We start from the raw sequence: 13927 nt of genomic DNA, 5'->3' as shown, positions 1-13927 counted from the left end.
TAAAATAAGGTAATAAAATGAGTAAAATTGTAGCTATTATCCCTGCATTCAATGAAGAAGTTGCTTTAGGAAGTGTTATCTTAAGAACTTTACAATATGTGGATAAGGTTATTGTTGTTAATGATGGAAGTTCTGATAAAACTGAAGATGTGGCTAAATTAGCTGGTGCTGAAGTTATTTCTCACTCTAGTAATTTAGGAAAAGGTCAAGGATTAAAGTCAGGATTTAATTTTGTTCATGCATTCAACGAGAATAATAATTATGATGAATTTTTTAGTATAATAGTTACAATTGATGGTGATGGTCAAAATAACCCTGATGAAATTCCACAACTTGTTGCACCTATAATTTCAGGTGAAGCTGATTTTGTTAATGGTAGTAGATATTTAGAAGGTTCAAAAGAAGATGATACTCCTGGGTATAGGCGTGTAGGTCAAAAAGTTTTAGATAAAGCTACTAATATATCTTCAGGATTAAATATCACTGATTCTCAAAGTGGTTTCAGAGCATTTTCAAAAAAAACTATTCCTTTTTTTAAGCTTAATGATTCTGGTTTTGGAATTGAAAGTGAAATGCTTTCTGATGCTGCTGAAGCTGGAATCAAAGTTGTTGAAGTTCCAATAACTGTCCGATATGATTTAGATGGGTCTACTGAAAATCCTATTACTCATGGAGTTGGTGTTCTTTTAAAAATAATTAAGGATATGGAACTTAGAAGACCTCTTATTTACTTTACATTACCAGGGTTTATAATTTTCTTAATAGGAATCATTAGTGGTATATGGTTTTTAAATGATTATTTAAATGGTACAAGTATTAACTTTGGCCCTACTGTTATAGCTATAATGTTAATAATAGTAGGATTATTTTTAATGTTAAATGGAATTCTTTTAGATTCTATTAGAAAATTAATTAATAGAAAATTATAATGCATTAAGATTAATATATATTAATATAACTGCATTTAATATAACTATATTTAATATAACTGTATTTAATAGAACTTTATTTAATAGAATTTTATTTAATATAACTGTATTTAATATGATTATATTTAATATAACTATATTTAGTTCAATAAAACTATATTAGTATTAAATTTAAAATTCTTCTAATTCTTCTTCTATTGTATCCCAAAATTCACATGCCCAACTGGCTTCTCCATCAATAATCATATCTAAAAGTCTTAATTGACCATTAGCTAATCTAAATAATCGATAATCAGTTTGTTGTTTTTTCTTTTTTCCTTGTTCTTTATTACAATCTAAATATAATCCTTCTGAATAATCTTCTTCAAAATCACCAGATTTTACAAAATCTCCAACTAATGAATATCCATTAGAAACACTTTTATCTAATTTTTCAATGGTTTTAAGCCAGCCACCTTCACTTCTAAATTTCATTCCAGGATCAATATTTGTTATCTCTTTTTGCCAGTTTAATATCATATAAAACCCTCTTAAACTTTTTTAAATTTTAAATTCTTAAACCTTAGAATTTTAAACTATTAAATTTCTAAAGTTTAATAGAATTATAACTATTTATTATATTAAAAATTATGAACATAAAATAGATTATACTATTTTATTACATAATTATTCATGTTTATCCATTTCATAACTATTTATCCTAATAAAGATATAATTAAAGAAATATTATTAAATATTATTAAAATACTATTAAAATATTATTAAAGTATTATTTCATTTTGTGGAAAATATCTTTATCTTATGATTTATAGTTATTTACAGAAATATAAGGAATTACCAATTTTTTCAATAAGGGTCGTAACTTATTGAAAAATATAGTATATAAAATAGAATATAAATGGATAATCCTAGAGCATATGATAAGTATTCTTTCATAATATTCTTTAAATTAATTCTTTAAATTAATTTTTTCAATTAATTTTCTTTAATTAATTTTTATTTAAAATATCAACAATAATAGATAATTTTAATACTATGATTATTTATTATAATAATATTTATACTAGATATTAACAAAAATAATATTATAGTATATTAAATATAATTATTATAGCAAAAAATATATAATGATATTATGATTAATAATATTATATGGTAATTACATTAATGTTAAATAATTAGATAATTTTTTTATTAGATAATTTTTTATAAAATAATATAATATTTCAATTGTAATTTTATTTAGATAAATTTATTTTTGCTTTATTAGATAATTTTATTTAGATAATATTGCTATCATTTTATATTGAATATTATTTATAATAGTTACAATGATTTTATTTCAATTTTAATAAATTATAAACATTCGTGATTTAATGAAGATACTTGATAAATTTAATATAATTCCAAACAATCCTAAACTTTTCAATATGGCTTTTATGCATAAATCTTATGGTGTAAAACATAATATTAGCTATGACTATGAAAGGTTAGAGTTTTTAGGGGATGCTGTACTTAGTATGATTGTTTCAGATTACTTATACAAAAAATATAAAAACATTGGAGAGGGGGACTTAACTAAATTAAGGTCTAATTATGTTTGTGAAACTGCATTAGCTAACTATTCTCATGAATTAGGCCTAACAAATATGATAAAATTAGAACTTGATGATAATAAAGTTAGTATAAATGAAATCTTTTCAATTAGTGCTGATGTTTTTGAATCTCTTCTTGGTGCAATTTATTTAGATCAAGGTATAGAAAAAACTAGAGAGTTTCTTTCACAAACTGTTTTTCCTGCTATTGATGAAGAAATAATATTTTTTACTGATTTTAAATCTAAAATTAAAGAGTATGGCGATGCTAATGAGCTTAATGTAGAATATAAACTAATCGAAGAATATGGTGCTCCTCATGATAAAACTTTTGTTATAGGAATATTAGTTGATAATGAGGAAATCGGAGTAGGAACTGGTAAAAGTAAAAAAGAAGCTGAACAAATTGCTGCACAAAAAGCTATTGAAAAACTAGAAATTTAATAATGTTATTAATAATATTATAATCCTAAATTAACAATATTATAATTAGAATGTTTAATTAATAATATTATTATTAAAGATATATATTAAGCAATTAACATTAAAATATAGCTAAAAATATTATTATTAAAAGTATTTTAATGTTAAGAGTATTATAATTAAAAATATAGTTAAAATTATTATAATTAGAAATAAAAATTAATTAAATTAGAAATTAATTAAATTTATTGAAGAATAAATTTTTTAGATTTAAAGTATTAAAATATAAAATTAATTGTTTTTGGATCTATAGTCTTCAATAGCTTTTTGAAGAGCATCTGCAGCTAGATTAGAACAATGCATTTTAACTTTTGGAAGACCATCAAGAGAATCAGCTACATCATCTCTACTAATAGCATATGCTTCATCAACTGTTTTTCCTTTAGCTAATTCAGTTATCATACTACTTGTAGCTATAGCTGCACCACAACCAAATGTTTTAAATTTTATATCATCAATTTTATCATCTTTTACTTTAATATAAATGGTCATCATATCTCCACAAGTAGGGTTTCCTACAGTTCCTTCTCCATCAGGATTTTCAATTTCCCCTACATTCCTAGGATTAGTAAAATGATCCATAACTTTTTCTGAGTACATTTTTTCACCTTAAAAATTTTCTATTTGATAATATATATTTGATAATATAATATCTTATTTGATAGTATTAATTGTTTATATTTATTTTTTAATGTTTATAAGATTTTACTTTTAAGAGATGATTAATATCTAATTATATGAAGTATATTAATCGATATCACATCTTTTTGTATTATTTTTCAATAAAGACTCTTCTTTCTCCCAGATTGAAGACATACTTCTAAGTTTTTCAACAATTGGGGGTATTTCTTTAATAACAGTATTAACTTCTTCTTCTGTATTTTCAGGACCAATTGTTAATCTTAAAGACCCGTGTGAATCAACATCTTCTAAACCTATAGCTTTTAAAACATGGGAAGCAGTAAGTTTTTTAGATGAACACGCAGATCCAGTTGAACCGTCTATTCCTTTTGCATCAAGCATAAGTACTAATGATTCACCTTCAATTCCTGTGAATCTGAAATTTACATTTCCTGGAAGCCTTTTTTCAATATCTCCGTTTATATAAGACTTTTCAACAGAATTTAATATTCCATCAATTAGCTTATTTCTAAGGTTTGTTATATAAGGAATATTTTCATCTAACTCTTCTTTTGCTAGTCTACAAGCTTCACCTAAACCAACGATTCCTGCAACATTTTCAGTACCTGGAGATAAATCTTTTTCTTGACCTCCTCCATATAGAATAGGTTCTAATCTAGTTCTTTTCCTTATGTATAATGCTCCGACTCCTTTTGGTCCATATATTTTGTGTGATGATATAGATAATAAATCAACATTTAATTCATTTACATCTACGGGGATTTTTCCAACACTTTGAACAGCATCACTGTGGAATTTAATATTATTTTCTTTAGCTATTTTTCCAATTTCTGCTATAGGTTGAATAGTTCCAATTTCATTGTTAGCATGCATAATTGTTATTAGTATAGTTTCTTCTTTTATAGCTGATTTTAAATCTTCTACTTTAACAATTCCTTCTTCATAAACTGGAAGATAAGTAACTTCAAACCCTTTTTTTTCAAGTGCAGAACAAGTTTCCATTACTGCAGGATGTTCGATAGCTGAGGTTATAATATGGTTTCCTTTCCCAGCATTATTTAATTTATAAGCAATTCCTTGGATAGCAATATTGTCAGATTCAGTTCCACCACTTGTAAATATTATTTCATCATTATTTGCACCAATTAGCTACATTTTCTCTAGCTTCTTCCATTCCTGCTTTTGCTTCTCTTCCAAGAGAATAGAACGTAGATGCATTTCCAAAAGATTTTGTAAAATAGGGTTCCATAACTTCAAATACTTCTTTTCTCACAGGTGCTGTGGCTGAATGATCCATATATATCATAATATCGCTCCTTTGATTAGTTTACTATACAATATTTTTTATTATATAATTTTATTATATAATATTTTTATTATTTATTTAAATATTAAATTTTAGGTTATTTTTTATCATTATATATAAAAATTAATCAGTAATATATCAATAGTTATTATCTTTTTCTTTTATATTAAAACTATTGAAAATTTAATAATAATATTTATTTTTAAATATACTTTTAATATACTTTTAATATACTTTTAATATATTTTTAATATATTTTTAAATAGACTTTTTTAAATATACTTTTAAATATATTTTTATTATTCTTATTATTCTCATTATTCTAAAAAAAACTTTATATTTATTATTTTATATTTTATTAGATATATTAGCATTGAATGTATTTTTATTAGAGATATATTAATATTTGTTAGTATTGAAATATTTGTTAGTATTGAATGTATTTTTATTAGAAATATTATTATTAAAGATATATTTATTAAAAATATTTTTATTAGAGATATTTATAGCTTTAATATGATTTTTTAACTTATTATTATTAATTAACTTGATTAATATAGTTTAACTGGTTAATATACTTATAATTTTATAAAAACAATTTTCGTATATATAATTTAAGATAATTTAAGAATTTAAAATATATGAAGATAAAAAGAATATTAATAATTATATAATATATAGGTCTTTTTAATATTATTCAATATTAGAGATATTATTGATATTAGAAAATAAAATATACAGACCTATATACAGCCTATAAAATAGATAGACTTATAAAATCTGACCTTTATTTATAATACATCAGAATATTCTTTATAAATATCTTCAAATACCCAATCCATTGAAAGATATCTTTCACCAGTATCAGGTAATATTACTACTATTCTTTTTCCTTTATTCTCCTCTTTTTTAGCTAATTGAATTCCTGCATATGCTGCAGCTCCTGATGAAATTCCTACAAGAATTCCTTCTTTTGCAGCTAAGCTTAGCATGGTTTTTGAAGCATCTTCATCTTTTACTCGAATAATTTCATCAATTAACTCACTTTGATATATGTCTGGTACAAATCCTGCTCCTATTCCTTGTATTTTATGAGGTCCTGGATTTTCTCCAGATAGTACTGGTGAAGATGCAGGTTCAACTGCAACTATTTTAACATCAGGATTTTTATCACTTTCTTTTAATTTTTTACCTACTCCAGTTATTGTACCTCCAGTACCTACACCACCTACAACAATATCAACATTTCCATCAGTATCATTCCAAATTTCTTCAGCTGTAGTACTATAGTGTGTTTCAACATTCACTGGATTTGAAAATTGACGAACTGAAAAACTATTATCAATCTCTTCTAACAATTCATCAGCTTTTGCTATTGCACCATTCATTCCATTTGCTCCAGGAGTCAATACAATTTCTGCTCCAAAGATAGCTAATAACTTTCTTCTTTCAATTGACATTGTATCTGGCATAGTTAAAATAAGTCTATAACCTCTACTAGCTGCAACAAAAGCAAGTCCAATACCAGTATTTCCACTAGTTGGTTCGATAAGTACTGTGCCTTTATCTATTAAACCTTCTTCTTCAGCTTTGTCAATCATTCCAACAGAAATTCTATCTTTTACACTGCTAAGTGGGTTAAAAGACTCTAATTTACCTACTAACTCTGCTTTTAAATCAGGGTCTTGATTATTTATTTTTAGTAATGGTGTATTTCCTACTAACTCAGATACATTGTTTGCAATTTTTTTACTAGTCATTTTTTTCATCTCAATATATTTCTTTTTTTTAATCTATGATTATCTTATGATTTTAAAATAAATTATTCTTAATCTTTTGAAATAGTTATTTTTAGTCTTTGATATTGATTCTTCTTAATTTTAAAATTGATTCCTCTTAATCTTCGATATTGATTCCTATTTCATTTAATTTATCTCTAATTTCATCAGATAATTGATAATTTTTAGATTCTCTTAATTTTTCTCTAGTGTTTATTATAATTTCTAATAACTCAGAAGATTTATCTTCTTCAACTTCCTCTTTTTTATCAAATAAATCAAGCCTAAATACAGAATTAAAATCTTTTAAAAGAGATAAAGATTCTTGAATAAATTTATAATCAGCTATACCAAGTTCTTTAGCTTCTTTTTCATTTATTATTTTAATATTGTTATTAATAATTTTTGTAAAGCTTAAAATTGTAGCTAATGCTTTTGGAGTGTTAAAATCATCATCCATGTTTTTTAAAAATTCCTCTTTAGCTAAATTAACTTTATCTAAATTATCATTATCTAAATTATCTTTATCTAAGTTATTTTTATCTAAACTATCTTTATCTAAGTTATTATCTAAATTATTTTTAGAATTTTTAGACTCTATTTCATTTGTTTCATTAAGAATTTTAATAGAAGAAAATTCTTCTAATTTTATTGAAGTATCTTTTAAATTCTCTATTGTTTTATTCAATCTATCAAGATTTTTTGAGGCTTGTTCTAATGATTTTGAAGAAAAGTCAATAGGACTTCTATAGTGGGTTGATAGTACGAAAAGCCTATATGCCATAGGATCCCATTTTTCAAGTAAATCTCTAATTGTTATAAAGTTTCCAAGGGATTTTGACATCTTAACACCATCAACATTTAAAAATCCTGTATGCATCCAATATTTTACTAGTGGCTCTTTTCCAGAAATTGCTTCCATCTGTGCTATTTCTGCATCGTGATGTGGGAATATTAAATCAAGACCTCCACCATGAATATCATATTGAGGACCAAAGTATTTTTCAGTTATTGCAGTATCTTCAATATGCCAACCAGGCCTACCATTTCCCCATTTAGATTCATAGTATGGATTTTCATTGGTTTTTTTCCATAAAGCAAAGTCTTTAGGATCTTTTTTTGTTGAATCAACATTTATTCTATGAGAATCAAGCTTTTCTAAATCTCTATTAGAAAGTTTTCCAAAATCTTTAAATTTTGAAGTTTCGAAATAAACTCCAGTTTCAGTTTCATAAGCAAATCCTTTATCAATTAATACTTGAATTTGATTGAAAATCTCATTCATGTGATATGTAGCTCTAGGATAAAGATTTACAGAATCAGCATTAAGCTTTTCCATATCTTCTTTAAACCTTTTTTCGTAATATATAGCTAAATCTGCAGGGTCAGTATTATTCTCTTTAGCTCGCATGATAATTTTATCATCAATGTCAGTAATATTTTCTATATAAAATACTGAGTATCCAATAAATTCTAAATAGGATTTTATCATATCAAAGGCTATATATGTTCGACCATGCCCTATATGAGCATCATCATAAACTGTAGGGCCACAAACAAAGAGATTAATGTTTTTGTTATATCTTTTTTTTTCAAAGAACTCTTTTTCCCGCTTCATTGTATTATATATTAACATTTTTTACCTCTTTGATTTTATATATTATTTCTATTAGTTAATATTTGCTATTAAATATATTTTTAATATTCTATTAAACCACACCAAATGCTTAAATAAAATGAAAATATAATTAATAGTTTATATTACAATTGTTATATTAATAATTATACTATATAAATGTTGATAATTATAGTATTTGGATGTAGATTATACAAGAGGTATAATATAATAACATAAAATACAACATAACAAAAATATATAATATAACAATTGTTATATTTGTTATCATTATATATAAATGTAATTATTTCTGAATATTGTTAAAATAAATAATATATTAAATATTAATAGTAATATCAATACTAATATTAATAGTAATACTAATATCAGTACTAATCTTAATATTAATCTTAATAATAATACTATTAATATTAATAGTAATACTAATATCAGTACTAATCTTAATAGTAATATTAATATCGATATTAATCTTAATAATAATACTAATAATATTAATAACAATGCTAATAGTAAAACTAATAATTATACTAATGTCATTAATAATAATATTAATAATACAAATAATAACCAATAATAATCAATAATAACTAATAATAACTAATAATAACAAAAAAAAGGATAATAAAAATAAGGATAAGGAAAAAAAATAATAAAAATGAAGGATAAAAAAATAATAAGAAAGAAAAGAAATATAGTAAAAAAAATAATAGTTATAAAAAACATAATATATACTAATAATATTTTGTATAAAATGTTAAATGGTGAAATTATGGGAGAAGATAGTGTTGAAACTATTGATGAATATATATCAAATTTTCCTGAAAATATTCAGAAAATCTTAGAAAAGATTAGAAAAACAATAAAAGAAGTTGCACCTGAGGCTACTGAAAAAATAAGTTGGGGAATACCTACTTTTTACTTAAACAAAAATTTAGTTCATTTTGCAGCCTATAAAAAACATATTGGATTTTATCCAAACCCAAATGGAATTGAAAACTTTAAAGAGGATCTTTCAAAGTACAAAACATCTAAAGGCACTGTCCAATTCCAATATAATGAACCTATACCCTATGATTTAATAAGAAAAATCGTGGAATTTAGAGTTCAAGAAAACAAAAAAGAAAAAGAAAACAATATTTCATAATGTAATATTTTATATAATTTTATATAATAATATAAATCTTAGTGGATATTTTTTATCATTAACTTATCTAACCAAAACATTTATAAGTAAAATATAACAATAGTTATATTACACTGTTATATTAAGAAAAAACATTATATACATAAGCAGAAAATCAATATTAAATATTATTAAATATTTATTAAAGTATTAAACAATCTATAAACTGAAAATATAATATATGAAAATATAATATTAAATGATATTAAATAATATTGATTTAGGATAAATAATATTGATTTATAATAGTAATATTAGATTAGAATGTATAATAATTTTCTTAATACTGATAATAATTGAATTCTATATTAAATTTTAATTTTCATTAATTAGAAACAATATATTTAATATCTCTAAATAGGATATAAAAATATAAAATATACAAAAATAGTAGATTAATTAGATATCTATCTCAATTAATAGCTAAATAAGTATTATATTGATAATCCTATTTTATGTCAAGCTTATCTAGTTAAATAACAGTTATAGTAAAAATATTAAAACTAGTATATAATAAAAACTAGTATATAATATATATTAAACTTATATTAATATAGATATATTAATATAGATTATATATTTAAACTTATTAATATAGATTAATATTAAAGATAGATTAATGTTAAAATAGATTTAAATTTAATAACATTAAAATTCTCAAAATTAAAGGTGTTTTTAAAATGACTGACAATAATAACAAAAAATATGGAAACAGGACTAATGAATTACATGCTGGACAAGAAGAACCAGATCCGGTAACTGGTGCAAGAGCTGTGCCTATATATCAAACAACCTCGTATGTTTTTAATGATACAGATCATGCAGCAAATCTTTTTGCACTTCAAGAATTTGGACAGATTTATTCAAGATTAACAAATCCAACTAACGATGTTCTTGAACAAAGAGTTGCAGCTATTGAAGGAGGGATCGCAGGTTTATCCTTTTCATCAGGTGCTGCTGCAATAACAACTTCAATATTAAACCTATCTAGTGTAGGTGAAAATATTGTATCTGGTGACAACCTTTATGGTGGTACTTACTCTTTATTCAACAATACTTTCCCTAACTTTGGGCGTGAAGTTAAATTTGTGGATTCTCAAGATTTAGATGCTTATGCAAATGCTATAGATTCAAATACTAAGGCATTGTTTGCTGAATCACTAGGAAACCCTAAATTGGATATTCCTGACTTTGAAGGATTAGCTAAAATAGCTCATGAAAATGATATTCCTTTAATTGTTGATAATACTGCTGCTGTTGGACTTGTAAAACCAATAGAATATGGTGCAGATATTGTTGTTGACTCTGCAACTAAATTCCTTGGTGGTCATGGTACTACTCTTGGAGGGTTAATTATTACTGGTGGTGAATTTGATTGGACTAATGGAAAATTCCCAGAATTTACAACACCAGATCCTGCTTATAATGGTTTAGTATATACTGAAGCATTTGGTGAATTAGCTTATATTATAAAAGCTAGGGGAAACTTCCTTAGAGATGTTGGACCAACATTAAGTCCATTTAATGCATTCTTGTTATTGCAAGGAACTGAAACTTTATCTTTAAGAGTAAAACAACACAGTGAAAACGCTTTTGAAGTAGCTAAATTCTTAAAAGGTCATGATGCTGTTTCTTGGGTAACTTATCCTGGACTTGAGGACGATCCATCTCATAAAAATGCTAAAAAATATTTAAAAGGAGGATTCGGTGCTTTAGTTGGTTTTGGTATTAAAGGTGGAATTGAAGAAGGTAAAAAGTTCATAAATAGTGTTGAATTATTATCTCACTTAGCTAATATTGGAGATTCTAAATCTTTAGTTATACATCCAGCTTCAACTACTCATTCTCAATTAAGCCCAGAAGAACAATTAACCACTGGTGTTACTCCTGATTCTATTAGATTATCTGTTGGAGTGGAAGATGTTGAAGATATTATAGCTGATATTGATCAAGCATTAAATAAAGCTATTAATTAATTCAATAGTTAAATGTTAAATTATTAAATAAATTTACTTTAAATAAACTTCTATTAGCTAAAAAATATTAGCTAATAAGTTTTATATTAATTTAATTTATTTTTTAACTTTTTTTCTAATTTTTTATTTTTAATTCTTACTTTTTTATCAAAATATTTATTAATCAAAATTTACTAATATAATAAATATTACTATAGTTATATTTTTATCATGATTTTTATATTAAAATGTAATGCTTATTTCTTAAGTTCAATATTTATCTAAGTTTAATACTTAAATTTAATATTTAAATTAAATATTTAAATTGAATATTTAAGTCTAATTATTTACATCTAATATTTAAATTTAATATTTATTCTTATTTATTAAGATTATTTTTATTCTTAATATCAAGATTCTAACTTAAATTATAACTATTGTAATATTATATAATATTAAATGTATTTAATTAACAATTAAAATAAATTATAGGTTATATTAAAAAATAATATTAAATTATATATAATTAAAATAAAATATAATTAAAATAAATATATTAAAATGAAAAATATAATATTAAAATAAAAGGTATATTAAAATAAAATATAATATATTAAATAATATATTAAAATGTGTAATAAAATAAACTGTAATAAAATAAAATCTATTAGAAAAAATATCTATTAGAAAAATTAATATTAATGAAAAATATAATATATGTTGTTACTATGAAAAAAGAGTCTGTTGGTTCTGTTGAAACTAAATTTTTCAACATGGATAAAGATTTAAAATTAGAATCAGGAAAGATTCTCAAAGATGTTACTATAGCTTATGAAACCTATGGTAAATTAAATAAGGAAAAAAATAATGCTATTTTAGTTTGCCATGCATTGTCTGGTGATGCACATGCTGCAGGTTGGCATTATGAAGATAAAAAACCTGGCTGGTGGGAAATATTAATAGGTCCTGGAAAAGCACTTGATAGTGAAAAATACTTTATTATTTCCTCTAATATTCTTGGAGGTTGCAGTGGATCAACTGGACCATCTTCTATAAACCCAGCTACAAGTAAAACATATAATCTAGATTTTCCAGTTATCACTATTAAAGACATGGTCAAAGCTCAGAAGAAACTTGTAGAAAACTTAAATATCGATAAACTATTAGCTGTTGTCGGTGGATCTATGGGTGGAATGCAAGTTTTACAATGGATTGTTTCTTATCCTGATATGGTTAAAAAAGCTATCCCTATAGCAACTACAGCTCACTCTTCACCTCAACAAATAGCTTTCAATGAAGTAGGGCGTCAAGCAATAATTACAGATTCTCATTGGAATAATGGGGATTATTATGACAAAGAAATTGGTCCAAGAAATGGTCTTGCTTTAGCTAGGATGATAGCCCATATTACTTATCTTAGTGATGAATCCATGTATGAAAAATTTGGAAGAGATCTTAAAGATAAAAAAGAAGTTAGCTATGATTTTTCTATGGATTTCCAGGTTGAGAGCTATCTTCACTATCAAGGAGATGCATTTGTTAAGCGTTTTGATGCTAATTCTTATCTTTATATAACTAAAGCTATAGATTATTTTGATCTTTCAAGTAATGGCTCATTAATTGAAGGTTTTAAGAATATTAAATCTAAGGTTCAAGTAATAGCTATTGATTCTGATTGGCTTTATCCTCCAGATCAATCTAAAGATATTTTAATGGCTTTGAATGCTAATAGTGTTGATGTTAGCTATGCTGAATTAAAATCTACATATGGTCATGATGCATTTCTTTTAGAAGGAGGGCAACTTAACTATGTTGTGGCTAATTTTTTAACTAATACATTAGCAGAAGATCTTATGGATGAGAATGTTTCAACCATTAAAAAGGATATGGAACTTAAAGATGTTGCAATGCTCATGATGTCTGATTATGTAACTCATCTCCCTGTTGTTAATGAAGATAATAGGTTACTTGGAATTGTTACAGCATGGGATTTGTCTAAATCTATAGCTCTTAATTGTAGTAGTCTCGATGAAATAATGACAAAGAATGTAATTACTTGTAAATCTGATGAAACTATAGACTCAATTTCAAGGAAAATGAGAGAGAATGATATTTCTTGTTTGCCTGTAGTTGATGATGATTTTAAAATAGAAGGAATTATTACAACTGATCAAATTAGCCATTTATTAAGTGATTAATTATATTTAATTTATGATATAGTAACAACTTTTGTATTAATAGTTTATATATCAATATATTAGATATATTAATATATTATATATTAATATATATTTAGATTTCATGGCTATGATTTAATCATATAATTATATTTTAATGATATTGCTTTTAATAAACACTATTAATAAAATTATATTATATATGGAACAGTATAAAGAGAATTATATTATAATGAGATA

9 protein-coding genes and 1 pseudogene are annotated in these 13927 nt (G+C 23.9%); 5 read left to right on the top strand and 5 right to left on the bottom strand.

Going from position 1 to position 13927, the window contains the following annotated elements:
- Positions 1 to 17: 17 nt before the first annotated feature.
- Complete coding sequence (locus MBBAR_RS09790; protein ID WP_080461158.1) at positions 18 to 929, top strand: glycosyltransferase family 2 protein; 912 nt, start codon at positions 18 to 20, stop codon at positions 927 to 929.
- 171 nt (positions 930 to 1100) lie between these two features.
- Here MBBAR_RS09790 and MBBAR_RS09785 read toward each other — a convergent pair whose 3' ends face one another.
- Positions 1101 to 1448 (bottom strand): hypothetical protein, encoded by a 348-nt coding sequence (locus MBBAR_RS09785; RefSeq protein ID WP_080461157.1) that lies wholly within the window; start codon positions 1446 to 1448, stop codon positions 1101 to 1103.
- Between the two features lie 857 nt (positions 1449 to 2305).
- On the opposite strand from MBBAR_RS09785, the gene rnc reads away from it, so the two are divergent.
- Positions 2306 to 2968 (top strand): ribonuclease III, encoded by a 663-nt coding sequence (rnc, locus tag MBBAR_RS09780; RefSeq protein WP_080461156.1) that lies wholly within the window; start codon positions 2306 to 2308, stop codon positions 2966 to 2968.
- 270 nt (positions 2969 to 3238) lie between these two features.
- Here the strand turns inward: rnc and nifU are convergent, their stop codons facing one another.
- The 4 genes and pseudogenes from nifU to cysS form a co-directional block, all read right to left on the bottom strand.
- Complete coding sequence (nifU, locus tag MBBAR_RS09775) at positions 3239 to 3607, bottom strand: Fe-S cluster assembly scaffold protein NifU (RefSeq protein ID WP_042703863.1); 369 nt, start codon at positions 3605 to 3607, stop codon at positions 3239 to 3241.
- A 147-nt stretch (positions 3608 to 3754) separates the two neighbouring features.
- Positions 3755 to 4952, bottom strand: a pseudogene (locus MBBAR_RS09770) (cysteine desulfurase family protein).
- 794 nt (positions 4953 to 5746) lie between these two features.
- Positions 5747 to 6715, bottom strand: coding sequence for a cysteine synthase A (gene cysK / locus MBBAR_RS09765; protein WP_080461155.1), 969 nt, complete (start codon positions 6713 to 6715; stop codon positions 5747 to 5749).
- Between the two features lie 136 nt (positions 6716 to 6851).
- Complete coding sequence (cysS, locus tag MBBAR_RS09760; RefSeq protein ID WP_080461154.1) at positions 6852 to 8369, bottom strand: cysteine--tRNA ligase; 1518 nt, start codon at positions 8367 to 8369, stop codon at positions 6852 to 6854.
- A gap of 772 nt (positions 8370 to 9141) precedes the next feature.
- Between cysS and MBBAR_RS09750 the strand changes: the two genes are divergently transcribed.
- From MBBAR_RS09750 to metX, 3 genes are all read left to right on the top strand, one after another.
- Positions 9142 to 9516 (top strand): iron chaperone, encoded by a 375-nt coding sequence (locus MBBAR_RS09750; protein WP_080461168.1) that lies wholly within the window; start codon positions 9142 to 9144, stop codon positions 9514 to 9516.
- Between the two features lie 719 nt (positions 9517 to 10235).
- On the top strand, positions 10236 to 11531 hold the full coding sequence (locus tag MBBAR_RS09745; RefSeq protein WP_080461152.1) for an O-acetylhomoserine aminocarboxypropyltransferase/cysteine synthase family protein: 1296 nt from the start codon (positions 10236 to 10238) through the stop codon (positions 11529 to 11531).
- A gap of 707 nt (positions 11532 to 12238) precedes the next feature.
- Positions 12239 to 13708: a homoserine O-acetyltransferase MetX gene (gene metX / locus MBBAR_RS09740; RefSeq protein ID WP_080461151.1), complete on the top strand. Its 1470-nt coding sequence runs from the start codon at positions 12239 to 12241 to the stop codon at positions 13706 to 13708.
- The last annotated feature ends 219 nt before the right edge of the window (positions 13709 to 13927 follow it).

Origin of the sequence: Methanobrevibacter arboriphilus JCM 13429 = DSM 1125 (assembly GCF_002072215.1) — an archaeon.
Lineage (GTDB): Archaea > Methanobacteriota > Methanobacteria > Methanobacteriales > Methanobacteriaceae > Methanobinarius > Methanobinarius arboriphilicus.
The sequence above is the reverse complement of the archived record's forward strand: the minus strand, read 5'-3'. Positions and strand labels throughout refer to the sequence as shown.

Bases quoted from the DNA above. Each gene is read 5' to 3' on its own strand.
- cysK (WP_080461155.1), bottom strand. From the start codon at position 6,715: ATGACTAGTAAAAAAATTGCAAACAATGTATCTGAGTTAGTAGGAAAT.
- MBBAR_RS09745 (WP_080461152.1), top strand. From the start codon at position 10,236: ATGACTGACAATAATAACAAAAAATATGGAAACAGGACTAATGAATTA.
- MBBAR_RS09790 (WP_080461158.1), top strand. From the start codon at position 18: ATGAGTAAAATTGTAGCTATTATCCCTGCATTCAATGAAGAAGTTGCT.
- metX (WP_080461151.1), top strand. From the start codon at position 12,239: ATGAAAAAAGAGTCTGTTGGTTCTGTTGAAACTAAATTTTTCAACATG.
- cysS (WP_080461154.1), bottom strand. From the start codon at position 8,369: ATGTTAATATATAATACAATGAAGCGGGAAAAAGAGTTCTTTGAAAAA.
- MBBAR_RS09785 (WP_080461157.1), bottom strand. From the start codon at position 1,448: ATGATATTAAACTGGCAAAAAGAGATAACAAATATTGATCCTGGAATG.
- MBBAR_RS09750 (WP_080461168.1), top strand. From the start codon at position 9,142: ATGGGAGAAGATAGTGTTGAAACTATTGATGAATATATATCAAATTTT.
- rnc (WP_080461156.1), top strand. From the start codon at position 2,306: ATGAAGATACTTGATAAATTTAATATAATTCCAAACAATCCTAAACTT.
- nifU (WP_042703863.1), bottom strand. From the start codon at position 3,607: ATGTACTCAGAAAAAGTTATGGATCATTTTACTAATCCTAGGAATGTA.